The sequence below is a fragment of the Streptococcus sp. HMSC077F03 genome, from assembly GCF_001812375.1.
Taxonomy (GTDB): Bacteria; Bacillota; Bacilli; order Lactobacillales; family Streptococcaceae; genus Streptococcus; species Streptococcus oralis_S.
The window spans coordinates 12638-36089 of record NZ_KV808760.1 but is presented as its reverse complement, the minus strand read 5'-3'; the positions used below and the strand labels follow the sequence as shown (position 1 = coordinate 36089).

General features: G+C 40.8%; 12 protein-coding genes. 2 read left to right on the top strand and 10 right to left on the bottom strand.

Annotated features, from left to right (window positions below; translation table 11 throughout):
• Together HMPREF2853_RS02700 and HMPREF2853_RS02695 are read right to left on the bottom strand one after the other, a co-directional pair.
• Positions 1-3755 (bottom strand): CshA/CshB family fibrillar adhesin-related protein (locus HMPREF2853_RS02700; RefSeq protein ID WP_070534751.1); only part of this gene is annotated, 3755 nt, incomplete at its 3' end.
• Positions 3756-4049: 294 nt separating this feature from the next.
• Positions 4050-4757 (bottom strand): glucosamine-6-phosphate deaminase, encoded by a 708-nt coding sequence (locus tag HMPREF2853_RS02695; RefSeq protein ID WP_000864609.1) that lies wholly within the window; start codon positions 4755-4757, stop codon positions 4050-4052.
• A 150-nt stretch (positions 4758-4907) separates the two neighbouring features.
• Between HMPREF2853_RS02695 and queA the strand changes: the two genes are divergently transcribed.
• Positions 4908-5936: a tRNA preQ1(34) S-adenosylmethionine ribosyltransferase-isomerase QueA gene (gene queA, locus HMPREF2853_RS02690; RefSeq protein WP_001090170.1), complete on the top strand. Its 1029-nt coding sequence runs from the start codon at positions 4908-4910 to the stop codon at positions 5934-5936.
• A 39-nt stretch (positions 5937-5975) separates the two neighbouring features.
• On the opposite strand, the gene HMPREF2853_RS02685 is transcribed toward queA, so the two are convergent.
• The 5 genes from HMPREF2853_RS02685 to HMPREF2853_RS02665 are packed head-to-tail and all read right to left on the bottom strand — an operon-like array spanning position 5976 to position 10676.
• Positions 5976-6836 (bottom strand): YihY/virulence factor BrkB family protein, encoded by an 861-nt coding sequence (locus HMPREF2853_RS02685; RefSeq protein ID WP_000759517.1) that lies wholly within the window; start codon positions 6834-6836, stop codon positions 5976-5978.
• 29 nt (positions 6837-6865) lie between these two features.
• Positions 6866-8920, bottom strand: coding sequence for a cation:proton antiporter (locus tag HMPREF2853_RS02680; protein WP_070534749.1), 2055 nt, complete (start codon positions 8918-8920; stop codon positions 6866-6868).
• Positions 8921-8931: 11 nt separating this feature from the next.
• Complete coding sequence (locus HMPREF2853_RS02675; RefSeq protein WP_000361097.1) at positions 8932-9186, bottom strand: hypothetical protein; 255 nt, start codon at positions 9184-9186, stop codon at positions 8932-8934.
• Positions 9179-9736: a tRNA 5-(aminomethyl)-2-thiouridylate-methyltransferase MnmM gene (locus tag HMPREF2853_RS02670; protein WP_000828419.1), complete on the bottom strand. Its 558-nt coding sequence runs from the start codon at positions 9734-9736 to the stop codon at positions 9179-9181. Before HMPREF2853_RS02670 ends, HMPREF2853_RS02675 begins: the two co-directional genes overlap by 8 nt.
• On the bottom strand, positions 9720-10676 hold the full coding sequence (locus HMPREF2853_RS02665) for a tRNA modification radical SAM protein MnmL/YtqA (protein ID WP_025171500.1): 957 nt from the start codon (positions 10674-10676) through the stop codon (positions 9720-9722). The genes HMPREF2853_RS02670 and HMPREF2853_RS02665 overlap by 17 nt, the downstream gene beginning before the upstream one ends.
• Positions 10677-10767: 91 nt before the next feature.
• Between HMPREF2853_RS02665 and HMPREF2853_RS02660 the strand changes: the two genes are divergently transcribed.
• The gene (locus tag HMPREF2853_RS02660) at positions 10768-11127 is read left to right on the top strand and encodes a DUF3397 domain-containing protein (protein WP_000525390.1); all 360 of its coding nucleotides are present in this window, start codon (positions 10768-10770) and stop codon (positions 11125-11127) included.
• 81 nt (positions 11128-11208) lie between these two features.
• On the opposite strand, the gene HMPREF2853_RS02655 is transcribed toward HMPREF2853_RS02660, so the two are convergent.
• The 3 genes from HMPREF2853_RS02655 to bgaA all read right to left on the bottom strand — a co-directional run bounded on the left by HMPREF2853_RS02655 (position 11209) and on the right by bgaA (position 23350).
• A complete protein-coding gene (locus tag HMPREF2853_RS02655; RefSeq protein WP_070534748.1) occupies positions 11209-11949 on the bottom strand; it encodes a class I SAM-dependent methyltransferase in 741 nt (246 codons plus the stop codon).
• 206 nt (positions 11950-12155) lie between these two features.
• A complete protein-coding gene (locus HMPREF2853_RS02650; protein WP_070534747.1) occupies positions 12156-15518 on the bottom strand; it encodes a Cna B-type domain-containing protein in 3363 nt (1120 codons plus the stop codon).
• 593 nt (positions 15519-16111) lie between these two features.
• Positions 16112-23350 (bottom strand): LPXTG-anchored adhesin/beta-galactosidase BgaA, encoded by a 7239-nt coding sequence (bgaA, locus tag HMPREF2853_RS02645; protein ID WP_070534743.1) that lies wholly within the window; start codon positions 23348-23350, stop codon positions 16112-16114.
• Positions 23351-23452 lie beyond the last annotated feature (102 nt).

Sequence of the window (23452 nt, the reverse complement as noted above, 5' to 3'; positions counted from 1 at the left end):
TGCGGTTGACCTTGGATACCATTTGAAGTGGCGTCCGTTGAAGTTGGGGTTACCTTAGTCACTGTTGGAGTATAAGTCGCAGTGACTTCTGTACCGTTCTTATCCACGCGTTTAACCATTACTGGATCTGGTGTGCCAACGTACTTCTTATCTGGCGTAAAGGTGATAGAACCATCAGAATTGATGCTGTATTCACCTACACCCGGAACGGTCTTCGTTGACTGACCATCTTCGAAAGTCATTGGTTTTGTATCATCCAGTGGAACAGCTGGATCGCCTGCTGTAAAGGTTGGCTTACCACTTTGTGGCTGTCCTTGCAGACCAGTTGATGTATCATTTGTACTTGTTGGAGTGACTTTAGTCACTGTAGGTTGATATACTGCTTCGGCAGTAGAACCATTCTTATCTGTCACACGGAGGGTTGCAGGAGTTGGCGTTCCATAGAAATCAGGTGCTGGTTGGAAGCTAATATCCCCATTCGGTTGAACAGTATAAGTTCCTTGAAGTTTACCGCTAGCATCATGTACTGGTAAGCTGTTACCTTGTTGAACTTGTCCATCAACCACAAACTGTGGACCTTCTGGTGCAAATGGTACAGTCTCATTTTGTCCATTGATAGTTGCTTGACCAGGAGTAAAGGTAAGGTGGCTATCTTGTTTTTGACCCTGGAGTCCAGTAGTCTCTGCTCCTTGCCCTGTTGGAGTTGCAGCCTTAACATCCGCTTGATAGGTAGCTGTTACTTCTGTTCCGTTCTTATCTACACGCTTAACAGTTTCTGCAGTTGGACGTCCAGAGTAGCCAGGAACTGGTTGGAAAGTAACGCGACCTGTACTATCCACCTTATAAGTTCCAACGCCAGGAACCTCTTTCGTTGGCTGACCGTTGTCAAAAGTTGGTGCAATTGATTCGTCAATTGGAATACGGTTATCACCTGGAGTGAAGACCAAGTTCCCAGATTGCTCTGCACCTTGAATACCTTCAGAACTTGCGTTTTGGGATGTTGGAACAACTCGGGTAACAGTTGGTTGATAAGTGGCAAAGTGATCATTACCACTTGCATCATTTACTTTTAATTTAATCGGATCAACAGTTCCTACAAATGATTTATTTGGGGTAAAGGTTACTCGACCCGTAGTTGGATCTAGGTTAAAGGTACCAACTTCTTTACCACCTGATGTTGCAGGAATACTAGTTCCTGAGATAGGTTCTCCGTTTCCATCCAAGAAAGTAGCAGGATTACTTGCAGATGGTTGAACCGGTGTGTTAGCTGGATTCCCATCAGTAAATAAAATATCTTTTACTTGCGGTAAACCTTGAGCATCAGTTGAACGATGTTCAGTAAAATCAACTACAGTAGGAACATAACGAGCATCCATAGAATTTAGAGGTTGGTTGACAACAGGCTCTGAATTATTTTTTGCAGTCCATTCTGTGCTTGCACCATTGCTATCAAAGCGACGGATGTTAATACCTGATGTAGTCCCAACGTATCCAGCTTTCGGAACGAAGACAACATCAACATTGTCACCATTTGGCGTCACCTTGTAACGTCCTTCTGCTGTTGTATACCAACCTTCTGCATCTGCTGTTAATTCACGTCCGTTATTATCTAAAACGACAGGCGCCTTATTAGTATCAATGGTTGTTCTAGCATTCTCGTCCTCTTTAGAATAACCACGAGGTGTGAAGGCTAAGCTTGTTTGTTGTTGTTGATCGCGTAAGCCCTTTGTTTCCTTCTTCTCACCTTTTGGTGGATAAGTAAGGTTAACTTGTAAGTCTTCAACTTCACCACTAAAGGCTGTGCCAGTCGGTTTCTCGATATCACCTTGGTTCAAAGCAATACGAACACGCATTCCTAGCTTCTTAACGTTATCATCGTTCATAGGTGGGTGATTTCTAAAAGTAACGGTATAGTCGCCTTCATTTGTTACTTCTGTAAAATCACTAGCTTCATTCTCATCAAATTTACCGTTATTATTGAAATCAATCCAAGCTCGAACATAAGCTTTTTCATTTCCATTAGCTGAAGCATGGAAACGAAGCGAATAATCACCATCACGAAGACGATCTGCTTGGAATAACTCATGAGTCTTACCAACTAAGTCTGCTGGTAAAAGCTGATCAATCCCTTCATCAGCATGATCTGTACTATCATCATGGGTCCAATCATTACCTGACGTAGTATCAATATCAGCAGGTTTTCGACCAAGGTAAGGTTGTGGATTTTGTGCTCCCGTAGCAGCATTGTAACCAGAAATAGTGTGAACTGCATTTCCATAACTTTCAGGAGCATCTCCAGTATCTACAACCATGAAACCAATCATAGCAGCTTGCTGACCAGAAGATGCAATATAAATTCCAACTTCTGATGCTTCACGAGTCATCACAATTGGCACAGTATGGTCTTTAGAAGTGTTTGGACCAAATACTTGTGAGCCTAAGCCACCTGTTCTTTGATCAGGATTTGTAAATTTTGTCCAGTCAATCGTTGGAATCGTTGCATTGTCACCAATATACTGACCAAGTCGATTAGGATTCATTGGTGCGTAGGTATCTGTAATCACTTTACCTTGTGGTGACACACGTTTCCATTCAGCTAAATGTTCCCATCCTTTACCATTGGTCGTAAAGATAGCATATTCACCTGGGTTTGCTTCTTCTCCATCCGCCATAACCACTGTGGCCTTAACAGGCTTGTTTAGATATGTTGCTTCAACCTTAAACTTCACTCCATAACTTGCACCATTCTTAGGAACCTGCAATTGGGTTCTACGTCCATTAGTATCAATTCCCTGCTCACGAAGAGATGTCCATTGGTTCATAGGAGCACCAATGATTTTTGGTCGTGCAGAGTCGCCCTCTTTAACTTGGCGATTATAGTCTGCAGGCACATATCTAAACCAGGTGTTTTTAGCATCAGGATCATAACTATTTTCATAAGAAGTTCCTGCTACACGATCACGATAAATCTCAGTTGAGTGGAAAGGTTTTAGTTCCGTAACTGTTAATTTAACGACATATCCTGGAGAAATTTCCTTCTCATAAACACTACCTACTTTAAGAGAACCGTCAGTATCAAGTCCTTTAAATGCCTGACTATCACCAAAATCTAACCAGTTAATTTGCTTAACTAGATCCGCAGGGCGTTTCTTTTCGGAATCTGCTAAAGTTGGTTTTTCAATTGTGTTGTTAGGATCTCCATCACGTAAACCAGTAGGTGTAGCATCTCGACGTGCTCGGCGAGAACGTGTAGGTTGCGTAGCCTCCCTAGTCTCTACTGGTTGTTCTACAGCTCTTGAAGCACTTACAGTTTCTGAGCTAGCTTCAGTTGAAGCTGAATTGGCACTCTCTGCAGGCTTCATTTCTGTAGGAGCAACTGGCTTCTCAACTGAAGGTTGAGGCGATTCAGAAACAACTGGCTGTTCATTCTTTGGTTTCTCAATAGACTCTGAAGCTGAGTTTGCAGGTTTACTATTTTCAGCGGATTGAGGAGCCTCAGTAGCTGAAGCAACTAAAGTAGTTGCAGGTTTTGGTGATGTCTCAGAGTTTGCTGGTGCTGTAGAAGTTGCTGATGGTTCAGCAAGATCCGTTCGAGAAATCTCATTTTGGACACCAGAAGCGCTTGTTTCATCAGCGCTAACCTGAGACGTCACTCCCAATAGAACCAAGGTAGACAAGAGTACAGAACAAACACCCACGTTTAGTTTCCGAATAGAAAACTTACGAAGATGTGGATTAAATAATTCTTTTCCCATTAGAATCTCCTAAAATTATTTTTTAAGATATTATACATTATTTTTAATGATTTAGCTACTAAATTATCCTAGAATAATAACTTTTTTTCTATTAAATAAGCAAAGCTTTTAAATATTATTATATTGAGCGTTCTTTATGTTTGTTTTTAGGAATATTTATATTAATGTTTTATCTCTCAAATAAATTATTTTACAAACTAAATTAACCTTTCTTAGAATATAATAAAAAATTCCTGCTATTTATAAAGCATCAAAGAACCACTCACTCCAAAGAGCAAGTGGTTCTTATACTTTTTATTTTTCAAGCAAGCTGAGCGCTTCAGCATCCGCAATAATCGTCACATCAGGGTGATTTTGCAGACTACTTGCTGGTAGACTCTCAGTCACTGGTCCAGACACTGTTCCGGCAATAGCTTCTGCTTTTGATTCACCGTAAGCAAAGAGAATAATTGACTTGGCATCCAAGATGTTTTTAATCCCCATTGAGATAGCTTGGGTTGGAACGTCTTCAATCTTGTCAAAGAAGCGAGCATTGGCTTCGATAGTAGACTGGTCCAGCTCTACAAGGTGTGTTTGACTGTCAAATGGAGTACCAGGTTCATTAAATCCGATATGTCCATTGCGACCGATTCCCAAGATTTGCAAATCAACAGGATGGTCAGCCAAAATTTGGTTGTAGCGTTCAACTTCTTCTTCAGCATTATCCTTAACACCACGTGGCAAGAAGCTTTCCTTAAATGGTTTTTGGTTAAACAGGTTTTCTTGCATGAAGTAACGGTAAGATTGTGGATTGTCCCCATCAAGCCCTACATACTCATCAAGGTTCACACTGGTTAGATTTGAAAAATCAAGGTCACTCTCAACGATTTCTTTGTAAAACTCAAGTGGACTACTTCCTGTCGCAAGTCCCAATGTTTGAGCGCCATTGGCTAATTTTTCCTTCAAAATCTCAAAAGCAACTTTTCCACCTTCGACTTGGTTTTCAACTTTAATAACTTTCATCTTTTCATCCTCCGTTTTAATCTATATTTATTATATGGTATAGACCAATTTTTGTCAAGTGAAAACGATTTAATTTCTAAAAAAAGAGCGTCCAAACTTGAAACGTGTTATAATGGATAGGATTAGAACTTAGAAAGAATGAACAGATATATGAATACAGCTGATTTTGATTTCCACTTGCCTGAGGAATTGATTGCCCAAACACCCCTTGAAAAGCGAGATGCCTCCAAACTCCTCATCGTCAATCGTGAGACGAGAGAAATGCAGGATAAACACTTCCACTCTATTATCGACATGCTGGAACCAGGTGATGCCCTTGTCATGAACGATACTCGCGTTCTCCCTGCCCGCCTCTATGGTCAAAAGGAAGAAACTGGAGGCCATGTGGAGCTTCTCCTACTCAAAAATACCAGTGGAGATGAGTGGGAGGTTCTCGCCAAACCTGCCAAACGCCTCAAGGTCGGGACTCGTGTCAACTTTGGTGATGGTCGCCTCAGCGCTGTCGTTACGGAAGAATTGACCCACGGGGGCCGCTTTGTCCGCTTTGAATACCAAGGAATTTTCCTAGAAGTTTTGGAAAGTCTGGGTGAAATGCCACTACCGCCCTACATCCACGAAAAACTAGATGACCGTGAACGTTATCAAACGGTCTACGCCAAAGAAAGTGGCTCTGCTGCTGCACCAACTGCTGGACTGCACTTTACCAAAGAACTGCTAGCAGAAATCCAAGCCAAAGGTGTTCATCTAGTCTATCTCACTCTCCATGTCGGACTCGGAACCTTTAGACCCGTTTCTGTAGACAATCTAGACGAACATGAAATGCACTCCGAATTCTACCAGCTTTCTGAGGAAGCAGCTGCCACCCTTCGCTCTGTCAAGGAAAAGGGAGGTCGCGTCATCGCTGTCGGAACCACTTCGATCCGCACACTGGAAACCATCGGTTCCAAGTTTAATGGGCAAATCCAAGCAGATTCTGGCTGGACCAATATCTTTATCAAACCAGGCTACGACTGGAAGGTTGTGGATGCTTTTTCAACCAACTTCCACCTTCCCAAGTCAACTCTTGTTATGCTAGTTTCTGCCTTTGCTGGTCGTGACTTAGTCCTAGATGCCTATCACCATGCCATCCAAAAACACTACCGCTTCTTCAGTTTTGGAGATGCCATGTTTATCTATTAAGAAAATCCCTATTAGGAAACCTAATAGGGATTTTTCTAATTATTCTATACCAAACTTTGGATCTTTCAAACTCTGAACACTGGCATTGATAACTGCTCCGATAATCAAAATCTTTGCAATGAGAATAAACCAGAACATCATGACTACCACGATAATGGAACTGAAAAATCGGACATCAACCAGATGATTAACATAACTATTGACGTAGACAGAAAAGATATTCAATAAAAAGATAAGAGTTAGCAAGACAAAGACACTTCCTGGTAAAACATAGCGGATTCGTGGTGCTTTTACTTTTGGAAGGAAGTAATAAATCATGACTAGAATGGCAAAGATCAAGGCATAGACCAGAGGGCCTGTAAAGTCTTGCAGGTAAGAAAATAGCGGACTGTCTGATTGCCAGTAAGTTTTGAGGAGGTTAAGCAACATACGACCAAACATACTCAAAAACAAGGCAAAGGCAAAAAGGATCTGCAAGCCAAAACTAACAAGTAGACTCATCAACTGATGGGAGATAATGCCTCGACTCTTGGTCACTCCATAGGCTTTGTTAAAGGCTTTTTGGAGGAAATCCATTGATTTCGAAAAAGTCCAGAGGGCAGATAAAACAGCAAAACTCAGCAAACCAGTCGATGGTTGAGTCAGAACTTCTCGGACAATCTTGGCGACCACATCATACACCGTATCAGGCAAAAATTCCTTGATCGTCAGTAAGAAATTTGAGACCGGAATCTGAAAATAAGGCAAAATATTGACCATTATCATTAGCAAAGGAAAGATTGAAATCAACCAATAGTAGGCAACCGCAACACTGGTCAACTCGCTATCAGATGCTTGATAATAATGCAAAAAAGCTTTCAATAAGGGCCTGTCCATCAGCTCTTTCCACCACTTTTTCATGTTTCATCCTCCGTCATTTTCTTCATCATCTAAGTTCTTCTTATTAAATCTAGCATATCATAAGGTAAGGTATTCGCAGCCTCTTTCAGAGAATAATTTTCTAAATTATTCACATTTTGTCGTAGTTTTTTGGCATACTTGGCTGTTATCAGTTTAGCTTCTTCGTATTCAAAGATTGCCTTACGTTCGAGATAGTAGCCTCGCAGCATTTCTTCGATATTGTTTGGCTTGATGCGATTGATAACCCGCTCAACAAAAGCACCGCTTCCGATAATGGCCGTCTCGCGTAGACGAGACTCTTGCATAAAGCTAATCAGAGAACTCTTGTAAACCCCTTTTAGGTTTTCCAAACTCTCGATAATCAGCTCTGTATTTTCCAAATACAACTCTGAAATCTGATCATAGTCAACTGCTAATAGTTTACGAGATTCTTCATTCATCCAACTACGAAAAGTTTTGCCAAAGGTAAACATTTCATGGAGTAGAAAGTGCAGTATCCGTAAGGAAACTAGGAAATAATAAGTCACTCTAGAAGCGAAGTTCCGATTGATACTCTGCTCCATGTTTTTTAGGTAACGTTGGTAAACTCGATAGCCACGCTCACTGATTCTATTTTCTTCGTAGGCTTGCTCTAAACCATCACTCTCAATACTTAAGATAAGAAGTTTGAGGGACTCCCAGTCCTCCTGGACTCTCTTATTTTCCAGACTAAGGATGAGGTTTTCAATTCGACCATGATAATTATCAATAGCTGCATAAAGAGGAAGTTTGTTCTTGTGATGGTCCAGTTCTTTTTCTAATTCTGCAGCTACATCATTCAAAATCGCAATATGCATCAAATGATCCTTGCTTTCCTCTTGTTCCTCAGATAAGTGAGGGAGGACCAGTAAACCTGTTAGAAAGCTTAATAGTGTAACGCCTGCTACGAGAAAGAGCAACAGAGGATACTCCTGCTCCAAATGACTTGGTATGAGGAGAATAGTCGCGATAGATACTGTCCCTTTGACACCAGAGAAGGTCAAAAGAAGCATATCTTTCGTGTACTTATGAATTTTTTTCTTAAGTCGACGTGTCCTCACAAAGTAAAAACCAGCAATCATGACAAAGCGGATCGCAAAGAGTAAGAAGGTCAGAACGACAACTGAAAGCAGTAAAAGAAGGGGATTGTAGAGAGAATTAGACAAGATCGGCTCTGCTATCAACTCTAATTCCATTCCCAAGAGAACAAAGACTGATCCATTTAGCATAAAGGTCACGGTGTGCCAAACGGTCTCCGTCACGGTGTCTACCTGAGCCTCAAGGAGCGTAATTTTCTTAAAGCGACTGGCCTTCAAAATACCTGCAACCACTACTGCGATGATCCCTGAAACATGAAACTCTTCTGCGATGAAAAAGGTCATGAGCGGCAAACTTAGCTCTAGCAATAGTTCACTGGCTATATCTATCGCTCGTACACTCAGTAAAAAGCTATGCAAAAAACGATTGACCATAGCCGTCACAAAACCGACTACAAAACCACCAAGTATAGAAAGTGCTAGGGAAGTTCCAGCTTGGCTGAAAGAAAACGTTCCTGTTGTCCAAGCAGCAAGAGCCATCTGAAAGGCAACCAAACCCGAAGCGTCATTTAAGAGCCCTTCCCCCTTTAGGATATTGGAAACCCGTTTGGGAAAACGAAAACGTTCAGAAAGAGATGCAAAGGCAACCAAATCTGTTGGCCCAAGTGCCGCTCCAACTGCTAAACAGGCAGCCAAAGGAAGAGTCATCCAAAGAAAGTGAGCCATGCCCCCCAAGCTTAAGGTCGAGATAAAAATCACAGGAAAGATCAGAAAGACAACAATCCGCCAGTGCTTCAAAATGGACGTAATATCTGCTTCTTCTGCCTCCCGGAAGAGTAAGGGACCAATAACCATGGCCAGAAACAGCTCTGTATTGAGATGAAAGTCCGCATCGGGAACAAATAAACCAATCCCAATCCCCAAAAGAATTTGTACAAGAGGAAGGGGCAAAAAAGGGAGAATTTTATTGGTCGTAGTTGAAATGATTAAGACAAATAAAAATAGAATCAAGTAAATGAGTAATTCCACACAATTCCTCCTTAATCTTTTTTACAACAAGATTCAAAAATCTCCTTTTGCTCTTGGATTTTCTGATCAATCTTAGAACAGTCTTTGTGCTCAATTTTTTTCTGGCATCGTTCCATTTCAAGAGTCACTAATTTTTTCTTAATTTTAAGCATTTTCTTGCTCATATGTGCTTCGTCGAGCACCCCGACTGCTCGCTCGTGATGCGTTGACTCGACAAAATTTTGGCGCATTGCCTCAAGCTTCTCACGAAGGTATTGTTTATCCATGTCTATACCTTTCTAATTTTTCAATCATAACTAAAAACGGTGGATTATTAACTTGGTTGAGAGTCCGATAAATGGCAGCTGTATACTCTTGTTGGTTCAACTGGCTAACAAAATCCAATACAGCATCCCTCTCGGTGTCTCCTCCTTCATGACCATAGTAAATCATGATTGCAATCCGTCCCCCTTTGACAAGCAAGTGACACAGCTTTTCTAAGGCTTCGATAGTAGTCTGAGGTTGGGTGATGACGGATTTGTCAGCAGAAGGTAAATAACCAAGATTAAAAATCCCTGCCTTAGCTTCTGTCACAAACTGGTCTAGTGTCTCATGACCTTTCAAGATTAACTGGGCATTTTTCATTCCAGCCTGATCCAAACGCTCTTGTGTCTTCTCCAAAGCCTGCTCCTGAATATCAAAGGCATAGACTTGCTTGGCTAGCTTGGCTAGAAAAAGGGTATCATGGCCATTACCCATGGTCGCATCCACAACAATATCCTCTTTTGTCACGACTTCAGCTAAAAAATCATGCGCCATCTCAAGTGGTCTTTTCATTTTTAAACTCCTGTTTTACAGCCTTGCATCCTTGCACACTTCCACGACGGCGCATCTCAGTTTCAATAGCATTTAGCACTTCCCATTTATTGAGGCTCCACATAGGACCAATCAACATATCTCTCGGTGCATCTCCTGTAATTCGATGGATGACGATATGCTTGGGAATGATTTCCAACTGGTCACAAATGACCTTGACATACTCGTCCTGACTCATCAGTTGCAAACGTCCTTCGTGGTAATCTCGCTGCATCCGTGTATTGGTCATGAGGTGAAGCAAGTGCAGTTTAATTCCTTGAATATCATTGTCCGTAACACAGCGACGGACATTTTCAACCATCATCTCATGGGTTTCACCGGGCAAACCATTGATCAAATGGGAAACAATCTCAATCTTGGGATACTTTCTCAAGCGTTTTACTGTTTCCACATACAATTCATAAGAATGGGCACGGTTAATCAGGTCAGAGGTTGCTTCAAAAGTAGTCTGCAGGCCCAATTCTACCGTCACATGCATACGCTCCGATAACTCAGCCAAATATTCTATGGTTTCATCAGGTAAGCAATCCGGGCGTGTTCCGATATTGATTCCCACTACACCAGGTTCGTTGATAGCCTGCTCATATCGCTCCCGAATCACTTCCACCTTTTCATGGGTGTTTGTAAAGTTTTGGAAATAAACTAGATACTTTTTAACATCTGGCCACTTGCGGTGCATAAAGTCAATTTCCTTATAAAATTGCTCACGAATAGGAGCATCCGGTGCCACGATGGCATCTCCAGAACCTGAAACCGTACAAAAAGTACAACCACCATGAGCTACAGTTCCATCCCGATTGGGACAATCAAATCCCGCATCAATGGGAACTTTGAAAGTTTTTTCTCCAAAAAGTTTTCGATAATAATCATTCAAGGTATTATAAGATTTCATAACTCTCATTATAACAAAAAACACCTACAATCTCAAAAGCCTGACTTTCCAACAAATTCCGTTGTTTCTCTTTTCCTTTAGCGTTTTTTTATGATACAATATGGGTATGATTTTAATGAAAATAGCATCTATTTTATTATTGATATTAACCTTGGTGGTTTGCTTTATTGTCACCAAGCTTTTCGGACTTAGGAAAATAGGGTTTAATTTCGCGGATATAGCTTTTCCACTTTTGGTATTTGAGTACTACCTGATTACTGCTAAAGCCTTTACCCACAACTTTCTACCGCGACTTGGAGTCGCACTTTCTCTCCTAGCAATCCTCCTTGTAGTCTTTTTCCTTGTCAAAAAACGAAGTTTTTATTACCCTAAATTCATCAAATTCTTCTGGAGAGCTGGTTTTCTCCTTACCTTAATCATCTACATAGCTATGATTGTCGAATTGATGATGCTCCCATAAAAAACATTCCCTCAGACAGCTGTCTAAGGGAATGTTTTTATCTTCATACTTACTTTCTAAGCTCTACCAAGATACTTTTTCTTATTTCCTAAATGTTAAGGCGTATAATTTTTCATCCCAAAGAAGTTTCATTTCCTTTTCCTTAACTTCACTTGGAACAGCATTCTCAATTTCACTCAAATCAACAGTAGCGTCTTTAAAATAATCCTTACTAAAATGATTTTTCTTATATTGCTGATCCACATAGTCAGCCGTCTCATCTGCAATTAAAATCTTAGTCCCTGGCTTCGCCACTCGTAGCATTTCCTGCATAGCCTTGGCCTTATCATTGAAAAAATTGATTCCGCCAATATGGTAGACAATGTCAAAACTATTATCCGCAAAGGGGAGATCCTCCGCGCAAGCATGGAAAAGTTGCAGATTGGTCTTTTTAGCGCAAGATTTCTGGCATTTTTTTAGCATACTGATAGAAATATCTACCCCTACAAAGTCTAAACTTTTCAGGTCAATTGTCTCAGGAATATAACGGAGGTCTTGGCCAGTCCCGATAGAGACATAAAGAACAGATAAATTATCCTTCCATTCTATTTCCTCCATCAGATCCTTTCTCAACTTATCAATTGCCTTGCCGTGGAGAAGTGGTCCTATCCATTTCTCACTCATATCATACCAGCGAGCCATACGGTTGTACATGGTCATGTATTTAGCATTATCTCCAGATAAATAATCTGGATTAAGAGACAGATAGATAGTCCCATCTTTTTGAAAATTTTCCACCTCCAAACCTGACTTCAATTTATCTTGTAATCTTGTTTCAATCATATGCAACATCTCCTTTTTTATTTGTCACCTATTATAGAGGATTTCGTAGCGAAAACAATAGCTTTTCAGTAAGTGGCAACTATCCACTTGTATCCGGTAGTAGAACCAGGGTCAGTTACAAAAAAACAAGTGCCAATTTCCATTGACACTTGTTTCTACTTTTAAACTGTGTTGCAAAATTTCGTGAAAGATACCGTTTAAAAAACTTAATCTTCTTTTTTGCGTCTTGCCAAGAATCCTGTTCCCAATCCAAGTAGGGCGATTCCAGCTACTAGAGCCACTTGGTTAGACTCGCTTCCTGTATTAGGCAATTCCCCACCTTTTTTAGGCTTACCTGGTTCATTTGGTTTGCCAGGTGTTGGTTTTTCAGGAGTGTGCGTATTTGTAATGTTGTAACCTTCTACTGAAGCAGTATAACCATCTGGAACATTCACTTCTTCAACAGTGTAGGCAATCTCCTTACCTTCTTGATAACGATCAAGACCTGTAAACTCATAAGTCCAGCCACTTGTTTCTGACACTGTAGCTGTCTGACCAGTTTCCTTACCATCTGCAAGAAGTTTTACGGTGATAGATGCTGGACGGATGCCATCTTTGTTATCTTCATCTTTCCAGATTTTATGACCTTTTACAGCTGTTTTTTCTGGAGTATGTTCGTTGGTAATGGTGTACTTACCATCCTTGTCTGTAGTGATGGTTGCTTTGTATTCTGTCATAGCAGTTTCTTTGACAGTGTACTTGATTTCCTTACCATTCTCATACTTAGGAAGTTTTTTAGATTCGAACTTCCAGCCAGTTTTTTCTGAAACTTCAATTTCTTGAACAACCTTGTCGCCGTTAAGAATTTGAACTTTCACAGATGTTGTACGTTTACCGTCTTGGTTGTTGTTATCTTTCCACACCTTAGTTCCTGAAAGAACTACTGTTTCTACGTCATGAGTGTTAGTCACCACTTGACCAGTTACAGAGGCTTTATAGCCAGCTGGTACATCTACTTCATCGATAGAGTAAGTAATTTCTTTACCAGCTTCGTATTGTGGAAGATTTGTGAATGATGCTACCCAAGTGTTAGCGTCTGTCTTATCCTTAGCTGTCAAGGTTAATTTCTTACCTTCAACGGCTACTGGATCAGCATCTCCTACTTTTTTGTAAAGTTGAACCGTTACGGACTCAGGACGTTTACCATCTTGGTTGTTCGCATCGTTCCATACTTTTGTTACCTTGTAGTCAATTTCTTTAGGAGCATATTTGTTTGTGATGGTAAAGTCTGTAATAGTCGCTTCGTATTCTGCTACGGCTTCTTCTGTTACAGTGTATTTGATTTCTTTACCAGCTTTATATTTTGCTAATTTCGTGAATTCGACAGTCCAAGTTCCGTCTGCGGCTGCTTGAACTTCTTTCGAATCAACTTGCTGACCGTCTGCTAAAAGATTGATTGTAATCTTGGTTGGACGTTTGCCGTCTTGGTTGTTCGCGTCATCCCAGTTCTTAGTTGCTTTTACAACAACTGTTTCTGGTAAATAGCTATTTGTGATAGTGAATCCTGATGCAGCATCACCAGTAACTTCAGAAGTGTAACCAGGAACAGTTACTTCTACTACCGTGTACTGGATAGGTGTGCCACCTTTATCAGCATCAAGGTCTTTGAAGCTTCCAGCCCAACCATTTGCTTCAGTCAATTCAAGTGTTTTACCAGTATCTTGACCATCTGCAAGCAATTTAACTGTGACAGAAGATGGGCGTTTGCCATCTTGGTTGTTCTCGTCCTTCCATACTTTCTTAACAGAAACTTCCGTTTTTGCTGGAGTGTAAGTGTTCTCGAAAGCTTTTTCATCATCGTAAGAAACAGTTGCTTCAAGTGCGCCTTTACCCTTGTCCGCTACAGTAACTGTAGCCGTAACAGTTTTAGTATCGTACTTGATGCTTGTATCACTGCCAGCTTTTTCAGCAATTTTAAAGGTATAAGTTCCTGCTTTGTCGAATTCCAATTCTGAGAAAGCAATGTTTCCGTCTTTGTCATTCTTCACAGTTTCTTTCACCTTACCATCTTGGTCTGTTAAAGTGAATTCAAACTCTTCAGCCTTTAACTCACGTCCTGTAAGTTTTTTATTAGCTTTAATCTTAACTTTAGCTTTGCTACGTTTATTTGTAACTGTTTTGATAGCTCCGTCTTGTCCAACAGTCATCTCAAATGGAGTAGGATTTAACTCATATCCCTCAGGAGCCTGAACCTCAGTTACTGTAAAGTTCCCTTTCTTGATATCACTTTCTGAGTAAATAGATGATTCAGCAATTCCGTCATCATTTGTCGTTACAATTTCCTCTTTAGCCGTAGCTCCTGCCGGAGGAGTAATCTTGAATTTTGCTCCTTTTAGACGGTCATGAGTCAGCTCATCGACCTTGTAAAGAATGATACGGTAACCAGTTTCTAACTGAATTGTACCGCCTGAAGCAACTACTGAGTTTCCGATTTGCTTAACGACTGTCTTATTACTATAGTCGTCATATGTAAGAATCTGGTCATCACCCTTCATTTCAGCATTATTCTGAACTTTTGTTCCATCAGCTGGAGCACTTGTTTTATAATTAATTCGAAATGCTGCAGGTTTCCCGTTCTTAGCAACAATTGAAGAAGCATTGTTAATTGTTAAAGTAAAATCGGTATATGACTCATTCCAACTAACTTGGTAATCTTTACCAGCTTCTAAGACCACCTCATCTTTAAAGTAATAAGATTTATCGTACCAACCTGCCGTAACTTTAAATGTTTCTGGAATCATCTGCATCGGTGAGGCATTAGGATCAACCCAGTCATGAATTTCAATTTTGTTATAGGCAGCTTGTTTCGGATTAGCTCGGACATACCAACTGTGTAAATATTGTCCACTCTTATTTAGAGCACTAGATGTCCAATCCTCTTTATAAATCAAACCATGATACTTACTAAAATTCGCACGTCCAATACCTTCAGAATAATCAGATGCTTCGCCTCTTTTTACCTTAATCTGGTGTGTAATTTCATTTATGGTTTCCGTTTTATCAAATCGAAGCGTCTCATTGCTTAGTTCATTTTTAGAACTAAAACCAACAAAGAATGTCCCTTTGACATTTTGAACTTGATAGCCACCTTTTTTCTCAAGGTAAGCTTTCAGATTCTTTAATGTAATAGTTACCTTACCACCATTATTATCCCCATTTGATACAATTTGAGTTTCCCCGATAACGAGATCTGTTTCTTTGTCTTTCAAGTCAAAACTCTCATTTCTCACGGTTAACGGACTTGGGACTGTAAATGTAAAGGTGTCACCGTCCTCCAATTTGCCATCATAGGCACTCAAATCATACTCCACAGAGAACTTATAGTTTGAGTAGTCATGGTGCTCTGGAGAAAGGTTATAAATTCCATTTTCATCCGGACTTATAAATTTACCATTATCAACTTCCCAAATTCCGATATTACTGATAACATTCTTTAACTCCTTCGCTTCTGCTGAATTGGGAGCAAGGATTATCCCTAGAACACATGCCAGAGAAGTTAGGATGGATAACCAAAATTTCTTGTTCTTCATTTTCTTCCTTTCTAAATAACCGAAAACATAAAACGACCAACTATGATTGTCAAAACTCAACAACATCTCCTTTCAAATTCATTAAAATGGATGAGGCGCATTGATGAAACTACATCACATTTACAGACGTTCTTACAGTATGCAATTGCAATTATTTATCATATTGGTTCTGTTTTTAATATAGAAACCTCCTTTAATTTTATTATAAAACAAAATTAACTTTTTTTGTAATAATATAAGGTTATTACTCTTTACAAAATATTGACACTGTGTAAAATTTTAACTTATATTTTTATTTTATCAACATAAAGCTTTCTCTCAAGTGACAGAATGCCTATAAAACTAGCTTCAATTTATAAGAAGCACTTAAAAAGCAACATATTAAAATATTACATTTATTTATAAGTTTGAATTATCTTAATTTTTATTCCGACTACTTTATATAATTGTTAATCAAATAAAATTGTATAATACCCAACATTCTTTCTGAAATTAATATAAATTTGGAATTTTTATTTGTCTTGAATTGAATACAAAAAGACCAGGTTTCCCTGGTCTTTCTGAGATACAATTAGAAGAAATACTGATTCATTCTAGTCTTCTTTTTTGCCTTTAGTGGCGACTAATCCTGCCCCCAAACCGAGAAGAGCTAGGCCTGCTGCTAGAGCTGCTTGGCTTGCTGCACTTCCTGTATTTGGCAACTGCTCTTTTTGAGTTTGATTAGCTTTACTTGAAGCAATTTCTTTTGTATCTGCTTTTTCTGATACTTGTGGTTTTGTTGCTTCTTGAGGTACTGGTTTGGTCGTTTCACCAGCTGTACCAACTTCGACGATGCGATCCTGAGCCATAACTTTATCATAGCTTTCTTTTTCAGTTCGCTTGCCATTTTCAACTTCGATTAAGTGAACACGGATACCTTGTCTTCCTTCTTGAAGGATGCGAGTTTGACCTGCTGGAAGTTTGTCATTCTTTTGTTCCTGAACTTTGAAATCAATGATTTCTTCTTCTGAGATAAGCTCTGGAAGATTAAGAACGAGGTTCTTCACTTCATCTTCTGGAAGAGAAGTTCCTGGTTTAGTACCAACTTCTACAATACGATCTTGAGCAACGACTTTATCGTAAGTTTCTTTAAGCTGACGTTTTCCATTTTCCACTTCAATCAAGTGAAGACGGACACCTTTTTGACCTTCTTGGACAACACGAGTTTCTCCTAGGTACAACTTATCAGTCTTACGCTCCTGAATCTTGAAGTCGATGGTTTCTTCTTCGACTACAAGTTCTGGTCTGTTAAGGACTAGGTTCTTCACTTCATCTTCTGGAAGAGCGGTTCCTGGTTTTGTTCCAACCAAGACGATGCGGTCTGTCGGAGCCTCTACCACTTCGCGAAGTTTTTCTTCCTTAGTGCCGTCAGGATTCATCGATGTGAAGATACGTTCTTTACCAACTTTTCCTTCTTGTTCTACACGAGTTTCTCCTAGATACAGCGTTGAATCCTTTTTCTCAACTGTCTTGTAGGCCAAATCGTTTTCAACAAATTCGAGTTTTGGAAGTTCTTCTTGTACAGCAGCAACTGTCTTCTCAGAAACTGGTTTTTCCTTGGTAAACTGGATACGGTATTCCTTGACTTGTTTTCCACTTTCTGAAACAAGACGAACAAGTACTGGAAGGCTATCGTCTCCGCTATCTACAACTGTTGAAGCTACTTGATTACTTTCTTCGACTGAGACTTTTGGACGTTGACCTTTATAGGTGATTTGGTAGTCTTGACGATCTTCAGCGAAATCAGGAAGTTCTTTTCCATCTACAAGAATCTTCGATTGAGTGCTTTCTTGAGGCAATTCGCTTGGAGCAAGGAAGGTCATCTCAATTATCGCAACACCCTTCTTATCCGCTTTGCGCTCCATACGCCATCTCATGGCTTTGGCTTTGACAGCTTTAAAGGTAACGTTAATTTCATCACCGGCTTCAATGTCTTTATCCGCACGATAAGGAACAGCTTCCCAATTTTCTGGATTGTTGAATGGATGGTCTGCGTCGTAGGCTTGGTAGTTTGAATAGTAGGTTGGCACTTCAAACTCTGGACCGACATAGCGTTCTAAAACGAGTTTAGATGGTGCATCCGTACCACTATCTGCAAAGAAGTGAAGTTTGGCTTGCGCAACAGTCCGTTCTACAATCTTACCATTTTCACGGAAGATCACACCCGCTGATACTTCTGGATTAGAAGATGGTGTTGGAGACCAGTTTGTCCAACGACGATTTTCAGAATGATCTCTATCATTGATATAGTCAACACGGTCATGAGAACTGTCGTCAATATCATTAGTTGCTGAGGCAAAGGCTTGGTTACTATTTTCATCATAGTTAGGGTTTTCTGAGAGAGCCTCACCAAGTTTGTCTGTCACTCGTACAGAGAATTCCGCAACGAGGTCACTACCAAGGACACGACCTCGAACTGTAAATTGACCTGCTTTTGTCAGATTTTCTGCTGGAACTTCTTCCCATTCAACTGCCAAGTCTTTTGTTTCATAGCCATCTTTACCTGTGAAGTAAACCGGAACCTTAGTTGGCAATTCAAGTGGTTGACCTACTTGTACCAAACGTGCTTGTTTAACCGCAGCAAGAGGTTTACGAGAAAGTAAGTCCTTGTCCTTAGTGAAATGTAGATGGTATTCTCCTAAGATGTCACCATTTTCAGCTTTCGCGATGACACGAACTGGCTCACCTTCACGAACGCTTGGAACAACCGTCGCAAGACCATTGTTGCTAACACTTGCTGTTACTGCAGGAACTTTTCCATCTACAGACTCAAGATAGTAGTCTGTCAAATCAGGGTTGAAGTTTGCTAAGTCTTTACCGTCAACTTGGATTCTCGTTTGTCCTTGTTTGGCTGCCGCAACCTGTTTCGCAAAGATTTGTACCTCTGTGATAGATGTTCCTTTCTTGCTATCAAGTCGAACCATACGAATGCGAACCGCATAGGTATCAACTTTATCAAAACTGAAATGATTCATTTCTCCAGCTTTTAATTGAGCTGGTGCTTTGAGATTGCTTACCTCTTTCCAGTTTGCAGGATCGTTAAATACATGGTTTTCCTCACCTACAAAGCTAGGGTTTTTAGGAGCTGTTGGGACAGTCTTACCAACATAATACTCAATCACATAGGTCTTCGGTACACCGACTCCGTGGTCTTCGTGGAATCCGACACTAAGATTATCAATTGAACGCTTGCTCAAGATACCTGAATCTCCGAATAGGACACCGACTGAAGCTTCTGGATTAGTACGATTCCAGTTTGTCCAACGGTTGGCTGGTCGGTCATTAAAGGAAATCAATTTATCGTTGACATTTGAAACAGGATCGCTTGGATTTGAGTCTGAAGCAAAGGCCAGTGGCAATTCTGAACCGGTCCATTGGTCAGAAATATTTGCTCCTTGCTCAGTTTGAGCAGACACACGAACATGAAGTTTGGTAGTTAATTGCGTACCTTCTAGGCGACCATTAACTGTAAAGACACCTTCCTTGGCGTATTGCTCTGAACGAATCGTATCCCAAGTAACCTTAGCTGATGAAACGTGACCATTTGAATCGTAGGTACGAACACTTTCTGGTAATTGTGGCGCTTCTGCAATTGGTGTTGTCACACTAACTTCTTCAACCGAAACAATACCTTCTACAGAGACTTTAGCACGCGCTTCAAGGTCAATTCCTTCAACTTTACCTAGTACTTCAAATGTTTGATAGGAGTCAAGTTTTTCTTTCGGAATAGCTTGCCAAGTGACTTTATGAGTTTTAGGGAAACCTTTGTCATACTCAACCGTTACTGTTGTTGGAAGAGTAGGTTCTTGATGCAAGTCTGTCACTACATTTACTGGACGGATAGATTGCGCAACCTTCTTCTCAGTATTGGCCTGGATCGTAAGATCGATTTGACCTGTAGCCCCCTCATATTCTGCTTTCAGAGTGACTGCTCCTGGCTTATGTAACTCAAGCATTCCTTTACGAACCGCGACTTCCCCTTCACCACTTGTAGAGAAGGTTACTTTATCAGCTGGTAAAACTGCTTGTGTTCCGTCTTGATAGTGAGCGTGTACAGACAATTTCACTGTTTGGTCTTCTTTAAGACCGTCAGCTTGCTCTACTTGTAGGCTCAAGTGGTCAATTTTCGGTGCTTCTTCAAGGAATTGAATTGCATAGGTTTGAAGAGGTCCACCATTTTTTGGTTGAACATAGATGCTTGCACGCATGCCGTTTGCTGCACTTGCTTGGACTACAGTAATATCCGCATTTTCAGCACTTGCTACAACTTCTGGCAAGGATGCACCGTAAGCAAGAGTTCGATATTGCATTGGATTTTGAGTAGTAAGACCAGTGACAGATTCGCCACCAACCGTTACAGTTGGTACTGCAGGTGCCACAGGATTACCTTCTTCTACTACAAGGGTAGCGTGAATAGTCTCACCACCCAGTTGACCAGTCATTTGAATACGTGATCCTGCAACTGACAGTTTAGCTTTATCTGCTTCCGAAATCTCCCACTTATCAACTTCGTATTCTTGTACGCTTCCATCCGTAACAGCAATAGAAACGTATTTATCAACAGCGCTCAAGTCTGTTCCTGGAGCAACACGCTTAACAGTTGGAAGCTCATTTGCGATTGCTAGAATTTCGACACGGGCCTCAACTTCGCGTCCGTCTGCCATACCTTTAACAGTCACAACTCCTGCTTGGCTCACATCAACTGAAGACCAAGTGACTGGACGTTTTTCACGACTGCCATCACTGTAGATAAAACCGACTGTCTTCGGCATTTTCGGTTCTTTCTCAATAACAGTACGTACTTTTGGTACCTCTGTTCCTAGAACTGTCTTTTCTTGGTCTTCTTTTTTACCAGTAAAGACAGTTACTTGACCAGATTTCAAGAGATCTGAATGAGCTGTTAGTGTGAATTTACCTGCTTGTTCAGTTGATTTAACAATGGCAACCCCTTTACCGTTAAAGGCTCTACGGATCCAAGAACCATCTGGTTGCGCCTTGTAGCGTTCACGGCTGGCTTGTTCCCCATTATCGACACCGACCAGTTGACCTTGTCCATGCAATTGGAAACGAACCAAATTATTGGCAGTTGGTACCACATTTCCTTCACTATCTACAATTTCGTAGTAGATGTAAGTCAAGTCTTTTCCATCTGCAGCGATTGCGTGTTCTTCCTTGATGAGACGAACACCTGCTGGTTGGCCTGCAGTCGTGATCTTGTCACGTGCAATTTCTTTACCAGCTTCATCACGAGCTACTGCTTCTAAGGTACCTGGTTGGTAAGCAACCTTCCACTCAAGGTAGAGTTCCTTGGCATTGGCACCTTCTTGGTAAGTTCGTCCATCGCTAGTTTGTTTTTTGTTGAACTTTTTAACTCCGAGAGATTGACCGTTCAAGAACAATTCAACACTTGCAGCATTTGAGTATGCACGAACTGGGATTTTTCCGTCTGAATCTTCAACTTTCGATGCCAATTCTCTATTTTCCCAGTTCCAGTGAGGAAGAAGGTGTACCATCGGTTTCTTCTTAGCAGAAACCCATTGGCTTTGGTAGAGATAAAAGTCATGTTTTGGAATACCTGCTGTATCTACGATACCAAAGTAAGAGCTCTTAACGGGAGTTTGGTTTTGGTTGTGCCATGGTGTAGGTTCACCGATATAGTCCGTACCTGTCCAGATAAACTGTCCAGCATAGCCAGCGTTGTCACGGTCAAATGTCCATGAATCTGTTGCCGTTTTACCCCAGCCAACTCGGTCATTACCATAGTCAGACTGTTCGTAATGGCGCTCAGGTCCGTTACTATGTTTCAATTCCTGTTCAGGGCGATAGTAACTTCCACGTGTACGGGTAGCTGAAGATGTTTCAGAACCGTAAATCAACCAGTTTGGATGTTTCGCACGAAGTTTCTTGTAGTTGTCTTCTGAATAGTTGAAACCAACTGCATCCAGTTCATTAGCAATTTTCTCATGATCACCGCTACCATCACCAAAGCGGAACTTATCTGCTCCCATGGTAACATAACGTGTAGTATCAACATCTTTAATCACTTTTACTAAGCGTTTAACCGTTGCAAGAGAGTGAGCATTACCGTTAGCTTCACCGATTTCATTCCCTATAGACCACATGAAGACAGCTGGGTTGTTTTTATCTCTTTCGACCATGGTACGAAGATCATAGTCAGACCATTTTTCACCTTTTCTAGCTTCTGGGTGAGTAGCGTCTTTTTCAAAGAAACGTCCGTAGTCATAAGGTTTCTTGCCATTATACCACGTATCAAAGGCCTCTTCCTGAACGAGCAAACCAAGTTCTGCTGCGATTTGCAATGTCTGTGGACTTGCAGGGTTATGAGTTGTACGGATGGCGTTAACGCCCATCTCCTTCATTTGTTTGAGACGACGGTATTCTGCTTTATAATTTTCTTCTGCTCCAAGCGCTCCATGGTCATGGTGCAAGGAAACACCATGGAATTTAATGCGTTCACCATTCAAAGAGAAACCTTCATTTGGAGTCCAGTGATAGTAACGGTAACCAAACAAATCTTTCTTAGCATCAACCAATTGACCGTCACGGTAAACACGCGTAACCAGTTCATACAAGGCAGGTTTGTCATTTAAAACGGTCCAGAGTTTTGGTTGTTCAACTTCTAAAATCGCATCAAGACTTGTTGACTCATGTGCTTTCAAGGTACGGCTCGCTGTACGAACCAAGCCTGTTACAGCCTGACCACCACGTTCAACGATTTGATACTCTGCCACCAATTCATGGTCTTTATCATCTGTATTGACGATTTTGCTGGCTACATGCGTTTCAACCTTGCCGTGTTGCTGTTCTTTAAGTTTTGGTGTTAAGATGGTTGTCCCATTTTTCTCAACATGAACCTTATCTGTCACTTGCAAGGTCACATCACGGTAGATACCACTACCTGAGTACCAACGGCTACTTGGCTGTTTGTTAACCGCATGGACAGCAATCACATTCTCACGACCATCTTTGTGAAGGTATTTGGTGATATCGTATGAGAACTGGTTATAACCATTTGGATAATGCCCCACTAACTGGCCATTGACATAGACTTGAGAATCCATGTAGACACCATCAAAGGTGACACGAACATTTTTCTTGAGATCTTTTTCATCAAGTTTAAAGGTCTTGCGATACCAAGCTTCACCACCATTGAGCTGTCCACCCTCGTTTTGGGCAGGTGACTGATGGTCAAAATCGTTAAAGATACTCCAGTCGTGTGGGAGATCCAATTTTTGCCATGTTGATACGTCTGCATCTGATTTCACAGCTTCTTTAGGATTCGCATTGAGTTTAAAGTGCCAATTTTGATTAAAATTCACTTTTCTATCTTCAATCATTTGATTCACTTCTTCATTTGTCGCAGCTTTCAAATCTTCCTTGACAGGCTTTTCTTGACTTGAAGCTTGAGATTCTACCTTTGGAGCAGTTTCTTCAGGTTTTAGAGATGCTTTCTCCTCTTTTGGAGCTACAGGTTCCTCTTCTTTCTTCTCGGGTTTGCTTGCTTCAATTGGAGTGGCTTGACTTTGATCGACACTTGCAGCATCCTTGTGCTCTGCTACAGTTTGATCTTCTTTTTCCTCCACTGCCGGACTTTCCTCTTTTGCTTGTTCCACAGTGTGAGTAATTGGAGTTTCATCCGCGAAAACTGGTGATTCTCCAATGACACTTCCTCCAAATAGAACCGCACAGGTTCCAATCATGACAGAGCAAGCGCCTACGGCAAACTTACGAATGCTGTAGACTCTTTTACGATTCCAATGGCCTTTTTCCATAAAACCCTCCTTTAGTAACCGCTTCCATTTATTTGTAAGCACATTACTTTTTCATAGCCTTTTACCCTTATTTTATAAAATAATATAGGAAATTTCAATACC

Bases quoted from the DNA above. Each gene is read 5' to 3' on its own strand.
- HMPREF2853_RS02695 (WP_000864609.1), bottom strand. From the start codon at position 4,757: ATGAAAGTTATTAAAGTTGAAAACCAAGTCGAAGGTGGAAAAGTTGCT.
- queA (WP_001090170.1), top strand. From the start codon at position 4,908: ATGAATACAGCTGATTTTGATTTCCACTTGCCTGAGGAATTGATTGCC.
- HMPREF2853_RS02685 (WP_000759517.1), bottom strand. From the start codon at position 6,836: ATGAAAAAGTGGTGGAAAGAGCTGATGGACAGGCCCTTATTGAAAGCT.
- HMPREF2853_RS02675 (WP_000361097.1), bottom strand. From the start codon at position 9,186: ATGGATAAACAATACCTTCGTGAGAAGCTTGAGGCAATGCGCCAAAAT.
- HMPREF2853_RS02670 (WP_000828419.1), bottom strand. From the start codon at position 9,736: ATGAAAAGACCACTTGAGATGGCGCATGATTTTTTAGCTGAAGTCGTG.
- HMPREF2853_RS02665 (WP_025171500.1), bottom strand. From the start codon at position 10,676: ATGAGAGTTATGAAATCTTATAATACCTTGAATGATTATTATCGAAAA.
- HMPREF2853_RS02660 (WP_000525390.1), top strand. From the start codon at position 10,768: ATGGGTATGATTTTAATGAAAATAGCATCTATTTTATTATTGATATTA.
- HMPREF2853_RS02655 (WP_070534748.1), bottom strand. From the start codon at position 11,949: ATGATTGAAACAAGATTACAAGATAAATTGAAGTCAGGTTTGGAGGTG.
- HMPREF2853_RS02650 (WP_070534747.1), bottom strand. From the start codon at position 15,518: ATGAAGAACAAGAAATTTTGGTTATCCATCCTAACTTCTCTGGCATGT.
- bgaA (WP_070534743.1), bottom strand. From the start codon at position 23,350: ATGGAAAAAGGCCATTGGAATCGTAAAAGAGTCTACAGCATTCGTAAG.